This is a genomic window from Flavobacterium pectinovorum, assembly GCF_900142715.1.
GTDB classification, from domain to species: domain Bacteria; phylum Bacteroidota; class Bacteroidia; order Flavobacteriales; family Flavobacteriaceae; genus Flavobacterium; species Flavobacterium pectinovorum.
In genome coordinates this window covers 253,851-277,345 of the sequence record NZ_FRBX01000007.1, presented here as the reverse complement: position 1 = coordinate 277,345, position 23,495 = coordinate 253,851, and the positions used below count along the sequence as shown (strand labels likewise).

The following is a 23,495-nucleotide window of genomic DNA, read 5'->3' as shown; positions in this document are numbered from 1 at the left end:
GGGCAAATTTACATTGCGGTTATTCGCCCCCTCATCGGGATACTGTCGGGCTATCCGCGCTACTTCGGTAGCTTGCTCCTATCCCTCACGCGATATTCAGTATTCACAAAAAAATATTTCAGCTTTTAAAACATTCTTACAAAATTAATTCACTAAAAAAACATATAAAGTATCTTTATTTTTACAAAATAAAATATACAATACTGATAATCAAATAAATCTAAAAAATAATAAAATAAAAAAAGTAAGAAGAACGTTTTTTTTTGTTAACTTTAATTGCTAATTTTTGTCAATAAACCTAAAAAACAATCCTATGAAAAAATTATTTTCTTTGTTGGTTATTTCCCTTTTTTGGTTTTCAGCTCAGGCACAAACCACAGCCGAAATTCCTGCCGAAACCACTTTACCTACTTTACAAAATAATAATAATTTAGAAGATCTTCAGGATTATGATGTCAATGAATTGCCCTGGCACGCCAGACGATTTAAATTTACTGCAGGAGCATTTTTTCCTTTAAACAACACACAGGTTCAGGTTGGAAGAAATAGTACCGATACAGCAACCGAGATAGATCTTGAAGACGATTTAGGATTTTCAAAATCGAGCGTGTCATTTTTATCAACATTCGAGTGGCGTATTTCAAGAAGATCAAGACTAGGTTTTGAGTATTTTAATTTAGACAGAAATTCATCAAAAACTTTAGAAAGAGATATTACTTTTGGCGATCACACGTATAATATAGATGCCAGAATAACTGCCTTTTTTAATGTTCAGATTGCAAGAATCGCTTATGGATATGCCTTTTTATCTAAACCAAAATACGAAGCCGGTTTATTAATTGGATCACACGTTATGTTTGTAGATTTAGGTCTACGTCTTGAAGGAGAAGGACAGAGTGTTGAATACAGAGATAGTTTTAATTTTACTGCACCATTACCGGATGTTGGAGTTTGGGGAGAATTTGTTCTGGGAGAACGCTTTGGTCTTTATGTAAATGCTAATTACCTCGCTGTAAAAATTGACAACATTGACGGTAGAATTCTGAGTTATAATTTATCTCTATTATATAATGTACACAAAAACTTCAGTTTAACAGCCGGATACACAGGACTTAATTTTAAAATTGATACCGTAAGAGAGAGACTAAACGGATATTTAAAATGGGGTTACAATGGCCCAACTTTAACAGCAGCCTATACCTTTGGAAATCATGTTAAGCTTTATAAACATTAGTTTTTATAACCTCAATTAGCAAACTCTAAAACTTACAATTCATTTAAACCATTTCTGTTGGTGTTTTGTATTTAGATTTGATCCATTTTTTATTTTAAAATAAAGAAAATTGATGTTAATAATCTCATGAATAAATAAAGTTTACAAAGCATATGCTCTTAAAAAATAAAAAAATAGCCATCATTGGTGCAGGACCTGTTGGTCTCATAATGGCTAAATTGCTACAACAAAAAGGAATCGATGTAACTGTTTACGAAAGAGATAAAGATTCGCAGACAAGAATCACAGGCAGTACGCTGAATTTATATAAAGATTCAGGACAAAAAGCCATGAAAAAAGCAGGATTATTAGAACGATATTTCGAAATGGGTCTTCCTATGGGAAAAATTGTTACTAACAAACTAGGTAAAATATTATTCGCCAGACAAACGACAGCCAAAGAGCAGAATGCTAATCCTGAAATAAACAGAAACCATTTAAGGCAAATATTGTTTGAAAGTTTAACTGTTGATACAGTAGTTTGGGATAGAAAATTTACCAACCTTAAAGAAGACGACGGGAAATGGCTTTTGCAATTTGAAGATGGAAAATATGCAACCGCAGATTTTGTTATAGGAGCTAATGGAGGAATGTCTGCACTTAGAAAATATATTACAGATGCCCAAACAGAATATACAGGAAGTTTTATTATAATGGGAAATGTATTTGAACCAGAAATAAAATGTCCATTATACTATCAACTTTTTAATAACAATTTGCTATTGGCTCCATGCCAAAGTAATTTATTAGTTGTAAATCCGCAGAATGACAATATCCTGACTTATGCTTTGTCTTTTGAAAAACCTGAAGGATGGGCTGATGAAAATGAATTAGACTTTAAAGATACGGAATTCATTATTAATTTTTTATCAAACAGATGCGCTGACTGGCACGAATGTTACCATGAATTATTCCGGTCAACATCTACTTTTGTAAAAGGATCAACAATGAAAATGCCGTTAGAAAAATCCTGGAAAGATAAACGTCCTCTGCCAATGACACTTATTGGAGACGCTGCCCATATTATGCCTCCTTACGCAGGGCAGGGTGCTAATATAGGGATGACAGATGCATTGATTTTATGCGATAATCTAACTAATGGAAAATTTAAAACTATAGAAACTGCTGTAAAAGATTATGAAAAAAAAATGTTTGCTTATGCAAGAGAGGCACAACTTCAAACAAGCATGATCGAAATGATTTTATATCATCCTTATGCAGCCGATTTACTTCGTATGTACTATTAATAGAATTGAGGAATAAAACGTTGATTTATTTTAAAATCAACTTATAATACAATTTCCAGAAAAAACAAACCCAACACCTTTTTCTAAAGATGCCGGGTTCATTGATCAAACTTAACTCAAAATAAACTCAATTAACTTATTTTATTTCTCGACTGGAGAAAATTTTATAGCTGTTCCACCGCCAGCTGCGAGTTTAATATCTAAAACTGTTTTACTATTTACTTTTTGTTTTGAAATCACCACCGGATACGGATTCGTTTTGTAGTTTGCTCCTGCTCCATCCGCATAAATTTCGGCTTCGTATTCTTTTCCTGCATCTAAAAATGATAATGCTACTTTAAGATCTCTGGCATTACTGTTTGTTATAGAACCCAAATACCAGTTGTTCTCATCCCAGTCTTTGCGGGCAATTGTGGTGTATTCTCCAATTTTAGAATCCAGAACTTTTGTGTCTGACCAATTGCACGGAACTTCTTTTACAAACTTAAATTCAGGTTTTCCTTCGTAATTCTCCGGCAAGTCTGAAGCCATTTGCAACGGACTAAAAACAATTACATATAAAGCCAGTTGATTTGCCAAAGTCGTCTGTACACGTGCTCCGGATGGCGTTTTGTAATCAAAATTGAAATTCCCCGGCGTGTAATCAAAAGGTCCTGATAGCATTCTTGTAAAAGGCAAAGTAGTTAAATGTTCCGGCGTGTTTCCGCCATCTACAGACCACGCGTTGTATTCCTGACCTCTGCCGCCTTCCTGAGACATAAAGTTTGGATACGTACGCTGTAAGCCCGTTCCTTTTATAGGTTCGTGGTTGTCGATCATAATGTGATATTTCGCCGCTGTTTCCATAACTTTTCTGTAATGACGCGCTCCGTATTGGCTATCATGCCATTCTTTTTTGTCCAGATATTTGTTTACATAACCCGTTTTTACGGTATTTACGCCCATTTTTTGATACAATTTAAAAGCATCTTCCAACTGGCTTTCGTAGTTTTTTGTAGCTCCGGCAGTTTCGTGATGCCCAATTAAACGAACATTTTTCATGGCCGCATATTTTGTAATTTCTTCCAGATTAAAATCAGGATATGGTTTTACAAAACTAAACGCAGATCCGTCTGCCGTCCAGTCGCCGTCCCAGCCTTCATTCCAGCCTTCGACAAGAACACCGTCGAAATTATTTTTTGCAGCAAAATCAATGTATTCTTTGGTGTTTTTGGTTGTTGCACCGTGTTTTGGTCCTTGTCCCCAAGTGAATTTTTCGAGATGCATTCCCCACCAGATTCCAATATATTTGGAAGGCGTAATCCATGAAAGATCTTCAATTTTTGAAGGATCATTTAAATTCAGCATAATCGTAGAAGTCGTTAAATCTCCCGGATTTTTGCCTACAATAATCGTTCTCCAAGGTGTTGTAAAAGGTGTTTCTGCATATACTTTTACGCCATCTGCCCAAGGCACCAATTCACTTTTGTATTGTTTATTATTTACTTTTAATAACGTCATTGAGGCAAAATCGGTCAAATTGGCTTCGTGAATCGCCACAAATAATTTTTCTTTGGTTTCAAAAGTGGCCGGCGTGTTTATAGTATCTGTTTTACTAACAGGCGTTTTACGATAGGTACTTTCATAATAACTGTTTTCTCTGTGAACAGGAATCCACCAAACCTCATTTTCAGATTTAAAAGTAAACTGCGTTGCTTCGTCAGTAATTTTCACTTTATTTAAATGAGGCTGTTTCGGAAAGAAATAGCGAAATCCAACGCCATCATCAAAAACCCTGAAAATAATATCAACCAAACGTTCTTCTCCTTTTGATTCTTTCAAATGAACAATCAATTCGGTGTGATGGTCACGAACTTTTTTGAATTCGCCCCAAGGCTGTTCCCAGGTTTCATCAGACGTTTTTTCTTCGGTGGAAACCACTTCAAAACCTTCTGTCATTTTCTGGATTCCCTGAAATTCAAATCCCATCAAAGACGGCTCAATAACCGATTTTCCATTGGATGAAAAACTGTATTGCGGCTGACCCGAAACAGTTAATTCAAAAACCAATTGGGTCGTTTTTCCAGGTGAACTGATTGTGTATGTTTTTTTAGTACCAGCACTGCAGGCGTAAATCAATATCGACGCTAAAGCAATTAAACAGTATCTATAGTTTATGTTTTTCATTATTTAATTGTATTAATTACAACTCTTTATTTAATTTCATTAATCAATTGTTTTGCTTTTGCAGGCTGTGCGGAAACAAAATAATTAAAAGCCTGATCTAATTTTTGCTGCACATCGGCATTGCTTTTCTTTTCGATTCTTAAATTGTACATTTTACTGATTTCAGCAAAAACCGATTCGGTACTTTTTACGCCGGCAAAAGCTTTTACTTTTTCGATATACGTATAACCAAATTCTACCGTTGGTTCAAACATGGTCCCTTCGCCAAAGTCATTCCATGTAATTAATTGTAAGAAGTTTAGGTTTGCATTTTTAGCCATCGAAAGTGTTTCATCAAGCGTAACGCCATTGTTATGTTCGATTGTCCAGCCAATCGCTGCTCCGCCCCCGCCTTCGGCATAAAAATCTTTAAAGCCGGGATAAGCGCTTCCTATTGCAACATCTAGTTTTGGTTTTGTATTGGTATAAAAATTCGTCAGGTAAGAGTTGTTTTTATAAACCCAGGCATATTCTCCCGAAGCATTTGCTCCCGCCTCTACAGATTGATCCCAAAGTGTAATGAATGTCGGTTTTGTAGTTATGGTGTTAAAAACATTCGTCCATTCTGCTGGCGTTTGCAATACAATTGGACCGAAGTTTAACAACAAAGGTTTTCCGTTTACTTTGATATAATTAGCGTCATCAAAATAATTTTTCTCCATATAAGCCAAATCTGTTTTTGCTGCTGCGGTTACAGAAATTGCTTTTCCGGCATCAACAGCGCTTTTGGTTACTCTGTCTTCATAAACGATGGCATATTCTAAACCAACTTTATTAAGCATGGCAATTAATTGTTCTGTGTTTTCTTTGACCATTCTGTAATCAAAAACATCATAAGTGCCGTACCAATCGATTAAAACACCATCAATTCCGGAGTATTTCATTAGTAATAAATGGTTTTCAATCACATTTTTATCGCCTGAATGGTACGGACCAATTAGGGGATAATAATACGATGCAATTTCTCTGCGATTGTTTGCGCCTACCGTATTCGGATTTTTGTTGGCCATTGTCCAGTGATATCCCCATTTTTTGTCGGCACTGCTTTCGTTGGTTTCAAACCACGGCATGTAGTGCACGTAAATTTTGGTGCTATTTGTTTTTTCAATCGCAACGGGCGCAATAACTTCTGGTTCTGCAGGTTTATCTGAACCTTTGTCATCGCTGCTGCAACCGGCGGCGATTAAAATATTCAAAATCCCAAAAAACAATAATGTGATATATCTTTTCATATTTGTTTGTTATTTGCTTTTTATTTTTTGCCACTTAATTTTCTCACGCAGATTTGGCAGATTGAGCTGATTTTTTTTGCCACAGATTAAAAGATTATCACAGATTTTTTAATCATTTTAATTTGAAATCTTTGGCTAAAATTATTTCACGCAGATTTAAAATAGATTTGAGCAGATTCCGCAGATCTTTTAATTAAATTAAATCTTTTTTAATCTGCTTTAATCTGCAGAATCTGCGTGAAACAAAAACTATTCACACAGATAAATAAATCTGCTCAATCTGCCAAATCTGCGTGAAAAAAAATCCTTTTAATCTGTGACAAAAAAAATAAAAGATGTCAGCCTTCCACGACTAACCAACATGGAAGACTGACATTCCAGAATCTAGTTTACAGGATATCCGGGATTCTGATTAAGGTTTTTATTTGTGGTCATTACAGTACTCGGAATTGGGAAAATCGCTCTGTATTGTTCTGTCGCTCCTTTTTCCCACCATGAATCGAAGAAAGTTCCAAAACGAATGTTATCTGTTCTTCTTCTTCCTTCAAAAGTAAATTCGCGAAGCAATTCCTTATCGACATAAGCAAGATCAATCGTAGCCGGTAATTCTGTTCCGGCGCGAGTTGCAATTTGCTGTAAAAATGGTTTTGCTAAATCTGCAGATCCTAAACGAACATAACATTCTGCCTGCATCATCAAAATTTCGGCATAACGAATTACGACAAGATCGTGATCACGTTCCCACATTTCGCCCGCTTTCATTTCGTATTTTCCCAAACGAACACCTTCATTTTCTTTGGCATCGGCAACACTTGTTACAGCTTCTGTGTAGGTTAAAGGTTCTCCATTATCCATCATAATAACCTGTCCGGTTGCTAAATTAATCTGATCTCCGGCAACCATACATTTTCTTCTTTTATCAGTTGCTTCAAATGCAGAGAAAACGCCCGGCTGTGCGCACATTCCGTTGGCACTCCAAGGATAATCTCCAATTGCAGAAAGCGTTAATTTATGAAGGTAATGACATGACATTGATGACATATAATTTCCAACAGTTCCTGCTTTTGAATCGTATGGAATTGCAAAAATAATCTCTGGTGATTTTTCATTTTGTGTCGCAAAATTGGCAAAGAAATCCGGTGCTAATGTATAACCAGTTACTTTCTGGCACATGTCGATACAATCCTGCCAACGCGGCGTTCCCACAAATGCTTCTGAATTTAAATACAATCTTGCCAATAATGAATATGCCACATTTTTAGTGAATTTAGAATACACCACATTCGAAGTTAAATGCGGAAGCGCGTCCAATAATTCTTTTTCTACAAAATCATAAACCTGTTTTCTCGTAGAATTTGACGGCAACGAAGTATCTTCAAAATTAACTACGATTGGCACATTTCCAAACATATCAAGAAGATTGTAATAGTAATACGCTCTCAATGCTTTTAATTCGGCATAAATGGGTGCTTTTGCGGCATCTGTCAATGACGATTTATCGATTTGATAAATGATCGAATTGATCTTTGCTATTCCGGTATAGTTATAACGCCAAGCCGAAAGAATCATACGATTGTCTGGTTTCCAGGTATGTTTTTGTGCATCCTGATATTGTCCGCCATCGTACCAGTTGGTTCCTCTTGTTGGAATCGTGGCTTCATCTGAAACGGTTTCATTCAAAAAGAAAACATATTCGCAAGTTGGGTAATTGTTTGAAATTCCGTCTGCAAATCCTCTTAGCGAAGAATAAGCGCCACCAACCAATGCATCAATTTCTTTTGGCGTATTTCCGAAGTTTCCGTCTTCTACTCTATCGTACAAATCTTCATCTAAGTTTGTACATGATATCGTAAAAAGCATGCTCATCAATATTGCTGCTGTTATTTTGATTTTCATTTTTTATATTTTTGAGTTAATTCGCTTAATTGTTAAACGTGAAATTTAATCCAACAGAAATCGTTGTTGGGCGAGGATAATTGTTATATCTGTCAATTCCAGGCGCTGCCAATCCGGTTAAATCCATTACTCCGGTTTGGTTGATTCCATCTTGCGCATTTAAACCAATTTCCGGATCAACACCTTTGTATTTTGTAAACACGGCAAGATTTTCGCCCATTAAATACATTCTCAATTTTGAACCTTTTAATTTCAATGGCAATGTATATCCAACAGAAACCGTTTGAAGTCTAAAGAAAGAGGCGTCTTCGATCCAGTAACTTGAGTATTTTGGTGCAGAAGTAATTCCTGTATTCAGGAAATCATCAGGAACATTAAAAGCCGGTAATCTGTTTGGGTCGTTTAACATCATGTTTGTGGCATTTAATGCTTTTTGACCAAACATTCCGTAACCAGAAATTCCTAAATCAAAATTTCCATAAGTAAAATTCATTCCGATACCTAAAGTTAAATCCGGCTGAATATTTCCTAAATCTCTTTTATCTGCATCTACCAGAACATCGTCCAGAACTTTTTCTCCGGCAGCATTGTAATACAACATTTTTCCATCGGCGCCAAGCCCGGCACTTTCAAATCCCCAGAAAGTTCCAACCGGATATCCTTCTGCAATTATTTGAGAATATTGTCCTGACATACCCGCTAATCCGTGTAAAGATCCGCTGTAAATTACATCTGTTTTATAAGTAGGATTCGATAGTTTTTCTATTTTTTGAACGTTGTGACCTAAAGTCAAATTAGCATCCCAGGTAAATTTATCTCCTTTTACAATGTCTGCATTTAGCGTAAGCTCAACTCCTTTGTTTGACATTTCACCAACGTTTGCCAACATATTACCCACTAAATAAGGTGGTTGTGGCACTTCATACGTATATAATAAATCTCTTGTCGTTTTAGAATACCATTCGAATGAACCTGTAATTCTATTAAATAAACTAAAGTCTATACCCACGTTTACTTGTTCTGTAGATTCCCATTTTAAATCAGGATTTGGGTTTTGTTTTGGCGAATAAGCCAAACTCCACGTTCCTGTAACAGGATCATAATAACTGTCGTTACCCACTCCTAAAATCGAAAGTGATTTGTATTCACCAATTCCGTCCTGATTACCGGTAATTCCCCAACCTACTCTTAGTTTTAAATTGCCTAACCAATCTTTAGACGAAGTCATAAAATCTTCGTTAGAAATTCTCCACGCCGCAGATGCAGATGGGAAAGTTCCCCATTTATTGTTTTCTCCAAAACGGCTTGAACCGTCACGTCTTACCGTTGCAGTCAACAAATATTTGCTGTCGTAACCATAATTGGCACGCGCATAAAATGAAACCAAATTCGATTTTCCTTTATACGAATACACATCGCCCAAACGATAATTGTAACCTGCTCCTAAATTATTATAACCAAAAGCATCAGTTACAAAACCGGAACGCTGTGCGCCAAAACCATTGTAAATATTTTCTAAATAAGAATATCCGGCAAGTGCGCTAATATTATGTTTATCAATAACTTTAGTATAATTTACATACAATTCTCCTTGTGCATTTGTATATTCTGCATAAGTTTTTTGAGCATAACCGCCTTCGGTTCTTCCTTCCATAACAGCATACGAAGGTTTATAAGTACTTCCCTGCATCGCATTATGTTCTAATGAAATATTGGCAACTGCTAAGAAATCATTCAGGAATTTTACTTCAGTTTTAAAATAACCCAGAAGTCTGTGTCTTTCGTTATCAACTGTTCTGTTGGTTAAAATCTCCACTGGATTTTCGTAGATATTTCCGCCTACAGAAGAAAAATCCCCGTTTGCATCATAAACCGGAATTGTTGGATTCAGGTTATAAGAACGCTCAAAAATTCTGTAATCAATTGGATGCCATTTATCGATATTGGCAAATAAACCCATATCAAATTTTACGGCTTTGTTGTCTCCAAGATATTGGTAGGCGTTTAGGTTTCCGCTAATTCTTTCTAAACCGCTTGTTTTAATAACACCTTCATTATTTAAGTACGAAAGTGAAGCTCTGAAACCGCTGTCTGTTTTACCAGAATTGATGCTTAAAGTATGCGATTGCGAAATGGCAACTTGCTCGATTTCTTTTTGCCAATTGGTATTTCCGCCGTAATCAACAGCATCAAGATTTCCGGTTTGGCGAACCTGAGCTCTCCATTCGTTTGCAGATAAAAGATCTAAATTATCAGCCACATAACCTACGCTTGATAAACCGCTATAGGTAACAGAAACCCCTTTTGTTCCTGATTTTGTGGTAATAATAATTACTCCGTTTGCTCCTCTTGAACCGTATATGGCTGTCGCCGAAGCATCTTTAAGAATGTCTACCGATTTAATGTCTGAAGGCTGAACGACATTGATATCAACACCCGCAATTCCATCAACTACAATAAGCGGACTGTTACTTGCTGTTAAAGATGTTCCTCCGCGCAAGCGTAAAGTAGAACCCGCTGCAGGATCTCCGGAAGGACGAATTACATTCAATCCCGCTACTTTTCCCTGTAAAACCTGTTCTGTTGAAGAAATTGTTCCTTTAACCAAATCATCTGCACCAACGGTCGAAATGGCTCCGGTTAAATCTGATTTTTTCTGAGTTCCGTATCCAACAGAAACAACCTGAACTTCTGCCAGTTGATATCCGTCATTTTGCAAACGAACATCAATGTTTGAAGAAGTTGAAGTGATTTGAACTTTTTGTGTTGATGAACCTATAAACGATACTTCTATGGCACCTCCTACGGCTACATCTAGCGAAAATTTCCCATCAAAATCTGTTGTGGTTGCGTTTTTTGTACCCACTTCAATTACCGAAGCTCCCGGCAAAACACTTCCTGTATTGTCATAAACGGTACCTGATACTTTCTTTTTTCCCTGCGCAAATATTCCTGCCGAAAGGAAAAGCATGAAAATCATGAATACCACCGATTTAGTAGTCCACATTTGATGCAGGACTATTTTTTTATTTTTACTATTCATTAGAATTGGTGTTTGGTTTGATAGTTATTTGTCTAAAGTTTTAAGCGGAATGGTTGTATCCGAAATTGTTTTGTCTTTATTGTCTTTGACCAAAACATGAATTTCACTTAAATTCGGAATTCCCTGAAGCTCTGAAACCAAATTGACAAATCCTTTTATTTCAGCAGTTCCGCCTGAAAACTCACCCGTAATTATTTTGCTTCCGGCTGTAATCGTGTACATTAATTTGTTTACGCCCGGTTCGTTGTTTTTTCTGTACATACCCAGAAAATCTTTTTGGCTAATTTGTAAAGGAAAAAAGCCAAATACCGGCGGTGGTGGCGGCTCATAAGCGCCTGCATAAATAATCTGATCGCCAGAATTCGTTGTCCAGTCTTTTGCTACAAACAGAAACGTAATGTTTTCCATAACAAAGCCAGGCTCAGGATTATAATATTCTTGTGGAATCAAATCCATTCTGTAAAAACCATTTCCAAGATCTTTCAGTTTTGTTTTTTCAGATACTTCCGGAAGCCATGCCTGATATTCCTGTTTAACCGCCCAATCGTTTAATCCACTGTGGAAATGCACACTTGGAACTCCGGCAAAGCCGTCTTTCAAGTTTGAGTTAAATAAAATACTAACCGGTTTATCAATTGTTGGTTTTGTTGGGTATGATCTGATTAACTCATTTGCAGTGTAAAACGAAGAGAAATCAGTGTAAGTTACATTGGCAACCTCACTTTGTTTAGATCCGTTTTTGTTTTTTAAACGAAACCAAAATCCGTCGCTTGCCGTAATTTGTGCCACCGTTCTGGAGAAATAAACTGTTGGTGTTAAAGTAAAACTCCATACTTTATTGCCTTCATAATGCAGTTTTGCAAAATCAGAAGAATTTTCCCAGTTGCCCGCGTCCGGTTCAGATGGTGACCACATCCACATATACAGATCTTCGTTTTCGGTAAAAGTTGATCCTGACATGTCAAAATACCACGTAACCTGCTCATCATATTTATAAACTACGGGAAACGATGATATTGGTCCCACAGCTCCCGCGGCTTCCTGAGCCTGCGTAAAATTCGGAGCCATTAAAAGGGCAAGTAAAATTGTATATAGAAATTTTTTCATATTACTTTTAGTTAATAGCATTTAATTTGAATACATAAGATACAAAGGCAATTCCGCCTGAAGAATGCACTAATTGAAGTTCCATTTCGTCGTTGTTTCCAGGAACCGAAGTCAGTCTGAGTTCGTCTGTTTTTTGCGTTTTCTGAGCGTCGCTGTACAAATAAATTCGAACCGGACCGCTTGCATTAGTAGGCTGAAAATCTGAACTTAATCTCCAAAATCCAGTTTTGGCAAACAATGGAGGAACGTCTCCCAGAACTTCATAACTTGTCGGGTTCCTATTTTCATCTACGTTAAATTTGATTTTAAAATCTTCGTAGTTAAAATACGTACTCAAGTTTTGTTCACTTGGTTCGATGGCATTTGCCTTAGCAGATTCATCAACCATTTTCAAATTTGTTAATCCCCAATTTCCGTTTACTTTCTCGTAAAGGGTAATCGGATCAACGTAGCTTCCGTCTTCTGTATTATCACAACCAATGGCCATGAAACACATCAAAACAGCTAACCAATAAATACTTTTACATTTCATAAATTTGTGGTTTGTTTCGTTAGTTTTTTTGTCTTCTTAAAGACAGAACGAAACTAGATGTTAAATAAATCTAAAAAAAAACATCTGAGAAAAATCAAGATATATTTTGAGTCAATAAGAAGTCAAAAATCTAATAATCAATATTTTACAATCTTGTAACGATTCAAAAAATCAAGACGTTGTTTAGATCAAATTATAGGTTTTTTTAATGGTAATAATGACAATATCTAAATTTATACATGTATTTTTTTCACTATGCATATATATAATTGCTTTTTATTGTATAATTGCAAATTATTAGACTACTTTTAACATTTAAGAGTGATTTGACTTTATAAATCACACATTTTTAAATACAAAAAGCTAATTTTAAAAGTTGCTCAATCATCAACTCTTTTAAAATTATTCTGAATTAACCAATTAACACTACAAATCAAAAACTAACTTTACCTAACCAAAACACTATGCGAATACTATTGATTCTGTATTTTTTTATTGCAGGTTTTTCTCTGGCTGCGAAAGAGACAAATCCTGTTCTGGAAGAATTAGATAAAGTGCTTCTGAAAAAAGAAGTTTACTTAAAAAAGAAATATCATAAAATTGCAGCCTTAAAAAAAGACATTTCAAAATTTACTTTAAGCCAAAATAACGAGCAATTGTATAATTGCTATATGTCGTTATTTGAAGAATATAAATCTTTCAAATATGATTCTGCTTATTATTATTTGGAAGAAGCAAAAATCAAAGCCATTGTTTTAAAAGATCCAAAGTTTTTGGCTAAAAGCCGAATTAAAGAAGGTTTCGTATTGCTTTCTTCAGGATTATTTAAGGAAGCAATTGACACTTTGAATGTTATCGAAGACCAAAAACTCGACCAAAAAAATAAATTCGAATATTATTCTATAAAAGCCCGTGCTTATTATGATCTCGCCGATTATAATAAAGACCAGCGTTTTAACATTCATTACGTACAGCAAGGAAATCATTTTCTGAAAAAAGCCTTAGAATTAATTGGAACCAACAGCAACGAATATTGGGCAGCCGAAAGTTTAAAACGCTTAAAACAACAAGATTGGCGTGGTGCTGAATTTGCTTTTAGCTATTGGATAAACAACTACAATTTGCCTCCGGATTACTACGGAATCGCAACTTCAAGTCTTGGTTATATTTATTCGGAAAGAGGATATACCAAAAAAGCAATTTACTATCTCGCTCTCGCCGCCATTGCCGATGTTAAAAATGCCACGAAAGAAACCGTTGCTTTACGAAATCTCGCCAACGAACTCTTTAAAATGGGAGAATTAGAAAAGGCAAATGAGTACATTAATATCGCAATGGACGATGCTACTTTTTATAATGCAAGACATAGAAAAATTGAAATTTCGTCGATTTTGCCTATTATAGAAAAAGCACAACTGAATAATGTAAAAGATAAAAATGACAAACTGGAAAGAATCATTATTCTGTTAACGATTCTGACTTTGATTATTATTTTGTTTCTGATTATCATCTTTAAACAATTAAAAGAAAAGAATAAAGCCCGTAAAATAATGGCTTCTTCCTACGCGCAATTGCAGGAAATGAATGTGAGTTTAAGCGAAGCCAATGCAATTAAGGAAGAATATATTACGTATTTTATTAAGGCGACTTCGGCATTTATTAATAAAATTGATCACATTCAGAAAAGTACGCTTCATAAAATTATCACCAAGAAAACAGATGAAGTTATCGCGAGTTTAAAGCGTTATAATGTAAAGGAAGAACGAGAAAATCTCTTCCATCAATTTGATGAAATCTTCCTGAAATTATTCCCCACTTTTGTGACCGATTTTAATCATTTATTTCCAAACGATCATAAATGCGTCGTTAAAAAAGGAGAACTTTTAAATACCGAACTTCGCATTTTTGCCTTGTATCGATTAGGGATTCAGGATAGTAGTCAAATGGCAGAATTTCTGGAACTTTCTGTAGCTACAATTTACACGTATAAAACGAGAATCAAAAGCAAATCAGATTTTAAAGACACTTTTGAGGAGAAGATTATGGCGATTAAAACGATATGATTTTTTTGCCCACGGATTGGACGGGTTAAAACAGATTGACGCAGATTAGAAAAAAACATTTTAATCTGTGTCAAAAAACCGCCACGAATTCACGAATTTTAAAACAATTTAATTTTTTGCCCACGGATTGAACGGGTTAGAACAGATTGGCACAGATTGGCACAGATTAGAAAAAAACATTTTAATCTGTGTCAAAAAAAAACGCCACAAATTCACGAATTTTAAAACAATTTAATTTTTTGCACACGGATTGAACGGGTTAAAACAGATTGGCACAGATTAGAAAAAACATTTTAATCTGTGTCAAAAAAAAACGCCACGAATTCAGGAATTATTGTTACATCTGCATGTATAAAAATTCGTGAATTCGTGGCGATCTTCATAATTTTATTCTGCCCAGATCATACAAATTTATACAATAAAAAATCTGTGATAATCCGTATCATCCGTGTCATCTGTGGCCTATTTTTATTCTGATTCCAATTGCAATACTACATTTTGATAACGTTTGCTCAGCGAAAACAATTGCTCTGCAAAAATCATAATCGCCAGCGGAACAAATAAAAATGCCGTTAAATCTTCTTCGTATAAAAAATAACTGCTTACGATAAAAATTCTCCCATATTCCAGATAATAAATCCATCTGCGCTGTTCTAATAAAGCACCACAGTTGACTAACGTTATCAGAATAAAAGTTAACACAAAAATCTTATCAAAGAGATTTAAAAAGTCAAAATAATAAGTAAAAACAGTTAGAAATAAAGTGCAAATTCCTAATTGGATATAAAGGTAATTACGGAATCGTAACCTTTGATGCGGATTGCTTTTGTCCTGCAAAAAGCGTTTTTCTAATATCGGTCGAATATCCTGATCCATATGTGCGGGACTTCCAAAAACGGCTTTCCATTTGGCTTTAAATCCTGAAGAACGTTTCCATAATTCATAAATTTCAAAATAATAATGAAAGTGCTGCCAAAGGAAACTGTAGCTTTTTAGCGGATGTGTTAATCCGTATTTTGGTTTTTCTTCTTCTTCCTGGAAAGTTCCAAAAATACGATCCCAAAAAGTAAACATATCGCCGTAATTTTTATCCAGGTATTTCTCGTCAGAGGCGTGATGAACACCGTGAACTGATGGCGTTACAAAAACATATTCTAACCATTTTATTTTACCAATAAGCTGTGTATGTGTAAAAAAGGAATAAGCGCCGTGCACAATAAGCATCGTGATTACCATCGTAGGATGAAAACCAACAAGTGGAAGAATGCACCAAAAGCCGGTTCGTACAACCGCCTGAAAAGTAGTGATTCTGGCTGCAGCCGTAAAATTAAATTCTTCACTGTGATGGTGTACAATATGCGCAGCCCAGAAAAAATTGACTTCGTGACCTAGTCTGTGGTACCAATACCAGACAAAATCGGTCGCGAGAATTAAGGCAAACCAAACAAAAATGTTACTCGGAATATCAAGAATTCGGTAATTATTATAGATAAAATAATAGAGCTGATAAAAACTTGCGGCTACAAAAAGATTGATTAATCTTTCGGCAATACCAATACTAATGTTCGAAACAGAGCTTTCATAATTGAAAATCTCAGGTCTTTTTTTGCGCTGTGCCAGTTTATATTCCAAAAACAAAAAAATGAAAAACGCAGGCATAGCAAACGCTAGAAAATTAATATGTTCCATTTTAAAAATTACTTTTAATTGCTAAACAATTAGGTATTTAATTCGGTATAATTTTAACGAAAAAGATATTTTCATCAGTTACTATTTCGAATAACCAATGAAAATATACTATTCATTTAAAAAATCAGTTTTTAATTCTGTTTGAATTTTGGTGCGCTTAAAGCCACTTCTTTTACAGATTGCGTATCGGCAACTTTTTGCAAAGCGATGATATAAGCCGCAATACGTGGCGTTACGTTGTGTTTTGCAGCAATCCTGAAAACAGTTTCAAAACCTTTTTCCAAAATATCTTCGAGACGCGTATTGATTTGGTGAATTCTCCATGACTCTAAAAGCGAATTCTGAAGCCATTCAAAATAAGAAACCGTTACCCCGCCGGCATTTGCCAAAATATCCGGAACAACCAAAACATTGTTCTCATGCAAAATCTGATCAGCATCTGAAGAAACCGGACCATTTGCGCCTTCTACAATTATTTTTGCCTTAATTTCGTTTGCGTTTTTTTGTGTAATTACATCTTCTTTCGCCGCCGGAATTAAGACATCAACTTCCAAAAGCAATAAATCTTCGTGTTTTATGGCAACAGAATTGGGATATCCTTTTATACTTTTATTATTGAGATTATAATACAAAATCAGTTCAGGAATATTAAGTCCATCCGGGTTGTAAAATGCTTCTGAAACATCACTTACTGCGACTACCTTCAATCCTTTTTGATGTAAAAACAATGCGGAATGCAATCCTACATTTCCAAATCCCTGAATAGCAACTGTAGATCTTGCCGGTCTTAATTTTAATTTTTGAAGTGCCAAAAGTGTAATAATACTTACACCTCTTCCGGTTGCTTCTACCCTGCCCAAAGAACCTCCGGAATGCAAATGTTTTCCGGTTACAACAGCGTGAATTGGTTTGCCGTGAAGTAATGAAAATTCATCCATTAACCAGCCCATTTCATCCGGACCGGTTCCCATATCCGGTGCAGGAACATCTTTTTCGGGACCAAAAATATCTGATAAGGCTTTTGTATACGCTCTTGTAATTTTTTCTAATTCTTTTTTAGAAAGTGTTCTCGGATCGCAAATAATACCTCCTTTTGCTCCCCCAAACGGAATTCCTGTTACGGCAGATTTCCAGGTCATCCAGGCTGCCAATGCTTTTACTTCGTCAAGATTTACGCCATTATCATAACGTATTCCACCTTTTGACGGACCTAATGCCGTGTTGTGAATTACTCTGTATCCTTCGAAGTTTTGTACGTTTCCGTTATCCAAAACAATAGAAAAATTAACGACAATTTGTTTTTCAGGTCTTTGCAATTTTTGCCTGATTGATTCGTCAAGATTAAGAATATCTGCCGCGATATTAAAACGATCAATCATAGACTGAAAGGGATTCTGTTTAATTATTTCTGTACTCATTTTTATATTTTTAATTGGGGTTATTTTTTTGATTTAGAATTTTACCTGACTCTTTTCCAAGAGAATTGTTATTGTAAACAATTACCTTGTCTACAACACGGAATTTTGATAAGACAGCATTGCATCATTATGTTGGTATTTCTATTTGATCTCATTTTATTGATTTTTTAATAGTTCTAAAAAAAAGCCTTTCATGGTGCATGAAAGGCTAAAAAAAAAATAACTAACAAGTTCCATTTTCTATTAACGCCATTTCATTACATAGTTCATCATGCAACACATCGTGAAGCTGCACATGACCTGAATGATATTTTGGCTAGAGTTTCTCATTGTTGAAGCAAATTTATAAATATATTTTATAAATTCTATAGAATTAGTCGAGTTTATTTTAATTATTTTAAAACTTAACATAAAAGAGCCTGTAAATTAACACATTAAGCTGCTGAAAAATTTACTTAAATTGAGAAATAACAATCAAAACAATGGCAATTAAGGCCAAAAAGATACCGATAAAGTTAATTTTGGATAGTTTTTCCTTGAAAAAAAGCAGACCAACAAGACTTCCTAAAATAATAACACCCATATTCATTCCGGCAAAAACGGTGGAGGGATTTTCTGAAAATGCTTTGTGTGCTTTTAGGTAAAACAGAATATTTCCGAAATTAAAGAGTCCGACCAAACTTCCGAAAAGGATATTTTTAGCTTCCAATTTTACCTTTTTAATTGCAACATCATAAATAACGATAAGCAAAGAAACCGCTAATGAAATATCAAAAACAATAAATAAAGAAGTTGTATAAGGCAAATTGGTATAAAGTGCAATTTGTTTGAAAAGGATATCGATTAATCCGAAACCTATTAAAACCACAGCGGGATAAATCCATTTGTTTTCTTTATTTTGAGATTGTTTTTTTAAGATGAACAACAGCGCTAAAAAACCAATTATGATTCCCAGAACTTTATATGTATTAAATTCTTCCTTAAAAATAAACCATGCGGCTAGTATTGGTATAAAAAGTGATAATCGCTGTGCTGCATCTGTTTTTACGATTCCCATATGTTTTATGGATGCAATCAAAAACAAGAAAACAACTGGCAACAGAATTCCTATTGCAAGATAAATATTCCACGGCGCAGTTGTGTGAATTTCAGAAATATCCGGACTAAAAGTGAGGTAACATAATAGGAGGGCAAACACATAATTGAAGGCTACAATCTGAATTGGGTTTCCGTTATATTTACGGGTTATTTTGAAAATTACACCAACAGTTACGCTACAAAGAATACTTAAAAGAAGAAATAACATATTATATATTTTAAATACAAAAATAAGGTTTTAAACTCCTTTAGTTTTATTTTTCACTTCTTTTATTCCCGCTTTTTTGATTTCTAACTGTGTAATTTTTCCTTTTTTATTTTTAATAAATTCCAATGTCATATTATTATTGTCTGATCTAAAAAATTTCGTCTGAGATTCCGCCAACAGTTCGATATTGTAATCAAGATAATAGAGTTTATTGTCTTTCTTTAAAATTTTGATGCCATCATAATCGCCAACATACTCATCAAAAACTTTTGCATCTATTACTGATTCAATGTGTTTGTACGGAAGCTCTACTTCTTTTCCAAAACAGATTCCGGCAAGACCATAAGCGATATAATATGATTTTGACTGATTATTAGACAAAACGGTTATAAAAACCTTATCCTGTGTGTATTTATTAAAAGAAGTCATAGCACCGTAGAAACCTCCATCGTGCGCAATTAATTGATGCCCCTGATTATAGAAAGGATTTATTAGAACTCCAAAACCAAAATTTTGCTCATTATAAGGCGTAAACATTTCTTTCTTAGATTCTTCTGATAAAATGGTTTCACTATCAAAAAGCGCCTTATTCCATAAATATAAATCTTCAGCAGTTGCATAAATACCATCATGCCCTAAATTACAACTCCAATCGATATAGGGATTCTTTACCAATTTATTATTTTTTAAATAATACAATTGAGTCATTTTATCTACTATTTCATCATTAGTTGAAACACCTGAATTATACATTTTTGCTTTATCGAATACATTCTCTTTTAGGTATTCGGCATAAGATTTTCCAGATACTTTCTCTATAATACGCCCCAGAAAATAATATCCAATATTGCTGTAAGCCGTACTTGTTCCAGGCTCAAACAACAATGGTTTTTTGGTTAAATAGTTATAAACAAAATCTTTATCAAGATTTGTTTTAGACAGATACAACTCGTCAAAATCCATTTGTAAACCTGAATTGTGGGTTAACATCATTTTTAAAGTTATTTTTTCTCCTTTAGGAAAATCACTAAAATATTTGCTAAGAGGATCATCCAATGAAAGTAATTTCTTTTCTGTCAATTGCAAAATAGCAACAGCAGTAAATTGCTTTGAAACCGAAGCTAAACTGAATTTAGAGTCTATCGTGTTTTTTACATTCCACTCATAATCAGCAAAACCATATGCTTTTTCCAGCATTACAGAATCATTTTTAGAAATCAAAACAGTACCGCTAAAATTATTAATGACAAATTGAGCATCCATATATTTTTCTAATTTGCCCGCAAGTTCTTTTTGTGAATATCCAAAAGTAAATACCAACAATGCAATTAGTGTTAATCTTAATTTCATAATTATTATTTTTTACAATTCGCAATTATTTTATTGAGGGTTTTGTTTAACAATGCTATTTCTTCTAATGATAAACCATCGAGTGCCGTTTTTCTATTAATTTTGATAACTGGCTTCATTAGTTCCAGAGTTGTTATTCCTTTATTTGTTATTTCTAGATTAAATTTTCTGCGGTCTTCGAGATGAATTGTTCGGTTTAGATATTGTTTTTTAACCATTAATTCAATCATTCTTGTAATCGAAGCATTGTCCTTAAAGACTAGATTTGCTAATTCTTTCTGAGAAATATTCTGATTATCATTTAGTATAATTAATACTAAACACTGATCTATCGTAATGTCTTTTACAACTTTGGTTATATTTTTTTGTGCCAGTTTTCGATATTCCTTTATCGCTTTTTCTATTGAATAAAGCGCGGTTCCGGTTGGATTTTCAAGTTTCATGTCCTTTTTATTTGATACAAATATAATTGATATATCAATATAATTTCTAAAAATATTCAAACTCCAAACAATTAAATATTTATAAGGATCTCTTAGTCGCTCTTTAACCAGCCAGTAATGCTCATTCTTGTGTTTTGCGTAACCAAAACTTCATGGACCAATTCATTACTTTTAAAAAAAACTGTTTTTCCCTGAGTTGGGGCAATTTTTTGATTGTTGTTTTCCTGATGAATCATTAATTCGCCACCATCTGCTTCTTTCCAATTACTATTTAAATAACTGATCATAGAATATTTTCGACTCGGGTTATTTTTGAATTGATCTAAATGTTTCAGGTAAAAATCACCGGCTTCATATAATGAATAATGAAATTCATAACCGGTAATTCCAGCGTAACAGCTTTCGTTTAAGTATAATATGAAAGCGTCTATTTTATCGAAGAATTCATTTTCGAAAACATTATTGTGCTTTTTATCAAGCCAATAAATGGAATCACTTCTGATGGCGCCGTCGTAAGATAGTTTCTCTGAATTACCAATTCCGGCAGCAAGCAACAAACTTTTGTCGTTTAAATCAAATAAATTTTGTTTTAAATGATTTGCTAGTTCAGCACTTAAAAAATGCTCTGATATTCCTACTTTATTCTCAATATAACTCGAAATCAAATCTTCGAAACTATCTTCCATTTTGTTTTAGGGAAGACTACAATTGCAGCCAACGGAGCAAGGTAGACGAAATAAAAATGGTAATGGGTTTAATTTCAATAAAATAAAAAACCTATTATGATAGTTGATTGCTAAATCTTTGTCAAAGTTTTAAACTTTGGCAAAGATAGTTGCGCATAAAAAACCCGACAGGTTTTAAAAACCTGTCGGATTTAAATTTATAAGACGTAACTTAATTTATAATTTATATTAAACTATAGTTTACTAATATAACTTCCGTACATATCTTTAAACTGATGTCCTTGTGCAAAACGATCTTTACTTAATTTTTTATATTCAACCAATCCCCATAAAATAAATTCTTTGAAGAAATAAATATCTTCTTTATCCAGTTCTGGCTGGTATTTTTTTACCAAAATATTTAACGGAGTTACTTCATCCAAAATTCCCTGATATTCAGCATCCGAAGCATCGTCTAATAATTCGAAACCACTTTCGGCAAAAAACCATTCGATCAAATCAGAATATGGTGTTTTTTCTCCCGGTTTTTCGAGCTTTTCAATTTTTGGCAAAAGTGTCGGGAATAACGTTCGAATTGCAGAACCTATTAAACTCTGAGCCACATACGCTGCTCCCTCCTGCTCTCCTTCGTAAACCAATTCTACTTTTCCGGTAATAGCCGGAATAATTCCGATAAAATCAGACAAACGTAAATTTGTTTTATCAACTCCGGCTTTTAAAGCGCGGCGTTCTGCTGTACTTATTAAGTTTTCGAAAGCCGTAATACTCATTCTCGCACTTACACCGCTTTTATTGTCGATGTATTCGCTCTCGCGGGCTTCAAAGCTAATTTGCTCTAAAATATCTCTCGCTAATCCTGGCACATAAACAATGTCGCTTTGGTTTTGATCTAATTTGGATTCCTGTTCCGTAATTGTTCTCGCAATGGCAACACTTTCAGGATAATGCGTTAAAATTTGTGAACCAATTCTATCTTTTAAAGGCGTTACAATACTTCCACGATTGGTATAATCTTCGGGATTTGCCGTGAAAATAAATTGCATATCAAGTGGCATTCTCAACTTAAAACCTCTAATTTGAATATCGCCTTCCTGCAAAATATTAAATAATGCTACCTGAATTCTGGCTTGTAAATCAGGTAATTCGTTGATTACAAAAATGCAACGGTTCGCTCTCGGGATCATTCCGAAATGAATTACGCGATCATCCGCATAAGATAGTTTTAAATTGGCAGCTTTTATTGGGTCAACATCCCCAATTAAATCGGCTACGGTAACATCCGGCGTGGCTAATTTTTCAAAAAAACGTTCGCTTCTGTGCAGCCATGAAATTGGCGTTTCATCTCCTTTTTCTGCAATTAAATCTTTTGAAAATCGAGAAATTGGATTCAACGGATCGTCATTAATCTCCGAACCTGAAACAAACGGAATATATTCGTCTAACAATTCGACCATTTTGCGCGCCAAACGCGTTTTTGCCTGACCACGAAGTCCTAATAAATTGATATTATGACGAGATAAAATAGCACGCTCCAATTCTGGAATTACAGTATTTTCGAATCCGTGAACACCTTCAAAAACAGGAGCTCCGGATTTTATCTTCTCACGAAGATTATTTCTCAATTCGTCTTTAATACCTGTGCTTTTATATCCTGCGGCTTTTAATTGACCTAATGTGTTTATGTTTTCTATTTTCATTTTATTGAAATATCTGTGTTGTTATTATTATTTGTGAATGACAAATATTGTGTCATTACTTTGCGTAGACGCACTGCTGTGCGCCTCTACGATATGCGTTGTGTGTATAAACCTTTACAACTTTGAACCTAAATCTCTTTATGTTAGACGAACTGCTGTAAGTCTCTACGATATGCGTTGTCTATAAAAACCTTTGTTCCTTTGAACCTCTGCAACTTTGAACCTAAATCTTTTTACGTTGTCTATAAAAACCTTTGTTCCTTTGAACCTCTGCAACTTTGAACCTAAATCTTTTTACGTTGTCTATA

At 34.5% G+C, this 23,495-nt stretch carries 16 protein-coding genes; 3 read left to right on the top strand and 13 right to left on the bottom strand.

Features of this window, described 5'->3' with window-relative positions; genetic code table 11:
- Window positions 1–313: 313 nt before the first annotated feature.
- Both BUE22_RS21330 and BUE22_RS21325 read left to right on the top strand, forming a co-directional pair.
- Window positions 314–1,234 carry a hypothetical protein gene (locus tag BUE22_RS21330; protein ID WP_042565412.1) on the top strand — a complete coding sequence of 307 codons (921 nt, stop codon included), beginning with the start codon at window positions 314–316 and terminating at the stop codon, window positions 1,232–1,234.
- 152 nt (window positions 1,235–1,386) lie between these two features.
- Window positions 1,387–2,520, top strand: a complete 1,134-nt coding sequence (locus BUE22_RS21325; protein WP_073398004.1) for an FAD-dependent oxidoreductase — start codon at window positions 1,387–1,389, stop codon at window positions 2,518–2,520.
- Window positions 2,521–2,661: 141 nt separating this feature from the next.
- Here BUE22_RS21325 and BUE22_RS21320 read toward each other — a convergent pair whose 3' ends face one another.
- From BUE22_RS21320 to BUE22_RS21295, 6 genes are all read right to left on the bottom strand, one after another.
- Window positions 2,662–4,686 carry a glycoside hydrolase family 97 protein gene (locus BUE22_RS21320; protein WP_084540309.1) on the bottom strand — a complete coding sequence of 675 codons (2,025 nt, stop codon included), beginning with the start codon at window positions 4,684–4,686 and terminating at the stop codon, window positions 2,662–2,664.
- A gap of 26 nt (window positions 4,687–4,712) precedes the next feature.
- Window positions 4,713–5,957, bottom strand: a complete 1,245-nt coding sequence (locus BUE22_RS21315) for a glycoside hydrolase family 99 protein (protein WP_073398002.1) — start codon at window positions 5,955–5,957, stop codon at window positions 4,713–4,715.
- Window positions 5,958–6,341: 384 nt separating this feature from the next.
- On the bottom strand, window positions 6,342–7,853 hold the full coding sequence (locus BUE22_RS21310) for a RagB/SusD family nutrient uptake outer membrane protein (protein ID WP_073398001.1): 1,512 nt from the start codon (window positions 7,851–7,853) through the stop codon (window positions 6,342–6,344).
- 25 nt (window positions 7,854–7,878) lie between these two features.
- Window positions 7,879–10,896, bottom strand: coding sequence for a SusC/RagA family TonB-linked outer membrane protein (locus BUE22_RS21305; protein ID WP_089075916.1), 3,018 nt, complete (start codon window positions 10,894–10,896; stop codon window positions 7,879–7,881).
- 24 nt (window positions 10,897–10,920) lie between these two features.
- Window positions 10,921–12,003, bottom strand: a complete 1,083-nt coding sequence (locus BUE22_RS21300) for an antibiotic biosynthesis monooxygenase family protein (RefSeq protein WP_073398086.1) — start codon at window positions 12,001–12,003, stop codon at window positions 10,921–10,923.
- A 7-nt stretch (window positions 12,004–12,010) separates the two neighbouring features.
- Window positions 12,011–12,535, bottom strand: a complete 525-nt coding sequence (locus BUE22_RS21295; RefSeq protein WP_042565409.1) for a DUF5004 domain-containing protein — start codon at window positions 12,533–12,535, stop codon at window positions 12,011–12,013.
- A 464-nt stretch (window positions 12,536–12,999) separates the two neighbouring features.
- Between BUE22_RS21295 and BUE22_RS21290 the strand changes: the two genes are divergently transcribed.
- Window positions 13,000–14,598, top strand: coding sequence for a DUF6377 domain-containing protein (locus BUE22_RS21290; RefSeq protein ID WP_073398000.1), 1,599 nt, complete (start codon window positions 13,000–13,002; stop codon window positions 14,596–14,598).
- Window positions 14,599–15,066: 468 nt separating this feature from the next.
- Here BUE22_RS21290 and BUE22_RS21285 read toward each other — a convergent pair whose 3' ends face one another.
- The 7 genes from BUE22_RS21285 to BUE22_RS21255 form a co-directional block, all read right to left on the bottom strand.
- Window positions 15,067–16,287 (bottom strand): sterol desaturase family protein, encoded by a 1,221-nt coding sequence (locus BUE22_RS21285; protein ID WP_073397999.1) that lies wholly within the window; start codon window positions 16,285–16,287, stop codon window positions 15,067–15,069.
- 131 nt (window positions 16,288–16,418) lie between these two features.
- A complete protein-coding gene (locus BUE22_RS21280; RefSeq protein WP_243396748.1) occupies window positions 16,419–17,705 on the bottom strand; it encodes a Glu/Leu/Phe/Val family dehydrogenase in 1,287 nt (428 codons plus the stop codon).
- A 451-nt stretch (window positions 17,706–18,156) separates the two neighbouring features.
- Window positions 18,157–19,011, bottom strand: a complete 855-nt coding sequence (locus BUE22_RS21275; protein ID WP_073397998.1) for a DMT family transporter — start codon at window positions 19,009–19,011, stop codon at window positions 18,157–18,159.
- Window positions 19,012–19,041: 30 nt separating this feature from the next.
- On the bottom strand, window positions 19,042–20,361 hold the full coding sequence (locus BUE22_RS21270) for a serine hydrolase (protein ID WP_073397997.1): 1,320 nt from the start codon (window positions 20,359–20,361) through the stop codon (window positions 19,042–19,044).
- Between the two features lie 5 nt (window positions 20,362–20,366).
- Complete coding sequence (locus BUE22_RS21265; protein WP_073397996.1) at window positions 20,367–20,804, bottom strand: MarR family winged helix-turn-helix transcriptional regulator; 438 nt, start codon at window positions 20,802–20,804, stop codon at window positions 20,367–20,369.
- A 92-nt stretch (window positions 20,805–20,896) separates the two neighbouring features.
- Complete coding sequence (locus BUE22_RS21260; RefSeq protein WP_042565403.1) at window positions 20,897–21,490, bottom strand: 2OG-Fe(II) oxygenase; 594 nt, start codon at window positions 21,488–21,490, stop codon at window positions 20,897–20,899.
- A gap of 233 nt (window positions 21,491–21,723) precedes the next feature.
- Window positions 21,724–23,187, bottom strand: coding sequence for an AAA family ATPase (locus tag BUE22_RS21255; protein ID WP_073397995.1), 1,464 nt, complete (start codon window positions 23,185–23,187; stop codon window positions 21,724–21,726).
- Window positions 23,188–23,495: the final 308 nt, after the last annotated feature.

Bases quoted from the DNA above. Each gene is read 5' to 3' on its own strand.
- BUE22_RS21330 (WP_042565412.1), top strand. From the start codon at position 314: ATGAAAAAATTATTTTCTTTGTTGGTTATTTCCCTTTTTTGGTTTTCA.
- BUE22_RS21325 (WP_073398004.1), top strand. From the start codon at position 1,387: ATGCTCTTAAAAAATAAAAAAATAGCCATCATTGGTGCAGGACCTGTT.
- BUE22_RS21320 (WP_084540309.1), bottom strand. From the start codon at position 4,686: ATGAAAAACATAAACTATAGATACTGTTTAATTGCTTTAGCGTCGATA.
- BUE22_RS21315 (WP_073398002.1), bottom strand. From the start codon at position 5,957: ATGAAAAGATATATCACATTATTGTTTTTTGGGATTTTGAATATTTTA.
- BUE22_RS21310 (WP_073398001.1), bottom strand. From the start codon at position 7,853: ATGAAAATCAAAATAACAGCAGCAATATTGATGAGCATGCTTTTTACG.
- BUE22_RS21305 (WP_089075916.1), bottom strand. From the start codon at position 10,896: ATGAATAGTAAAAATAAAAAAATAGTCCTGCATCAAATGTGGACTACT.
- BUE22_RS21300 (WP_073398086.1), bottom strand. From the start codon at position 12,003: ATGAAAAAATTTCTATATACAATTTTACTTGCCCTTTTAATGGCTCCG.
- BUE22_RS21295 (WP_042565409.1), bottom strand. From the start codon at position 12,535: ATGAAATGTAAAAGTATTTATTGGTTAGCTGTTTTGATGTGTTTCATG.
- BUE22_RS21290 (WP_073398000.1), top strand. From the start codon at position 13,000: ATGCGAATACTATTGATTCTGTATTTTTTTATTGCAGGTTTTTCTCTG.
- BUE22_RS21285 (WP_073397999.1), bottom strand. From the start codon at position 16,287: ATGGAACATATTAATTTTCTAGCGTTTGCTATGCCTGCGTTTTTCATT.
- BUE22_RS21280 (WP_243396748.1), bottom strand. From the start codon at position 17,705: ATGAGTACAGAAATAATTAAACAGAATCCCTTTCAGTCTATGATTGAT.
- BUE22_RS21275 (WP_073397998.1), bottom strand. From the start codon at position 19,011: ATGTTATTTCTTCTTTTAAGTATTCTTTGTAGCGTAACTGTTGGTGTA.
- BUE22_RS21270 (WP_073397997.1), bottom strand. From the start codon at position 20,361: ATGAAATTAAGATTAACACTAATTGCATTGTTGGTATTTACTTTTGGA.
- BUE22_RS21265 (WP_073397996.1), bottom strand. From the start codon at position 20,804: ATGAAACTTGAAAATCCAACCGGAACCGCGCTTTATTCAATAGAAAAA.
- BUE22_RS21260 (WP_042565403.1), bottom strand. From the start codon at position 21,490: ATGGAAGATAGTTTCGAAGATTTGATTTCGAGTTATATTGAGAATAAA.
- BUE22_RS21255 (WP_073397995.1), bottom strand. From the start codon at position 23,187: ATGAAAATAGAAAACATAAACACATTAGGTCAATTAAAAGCCGCAGGA.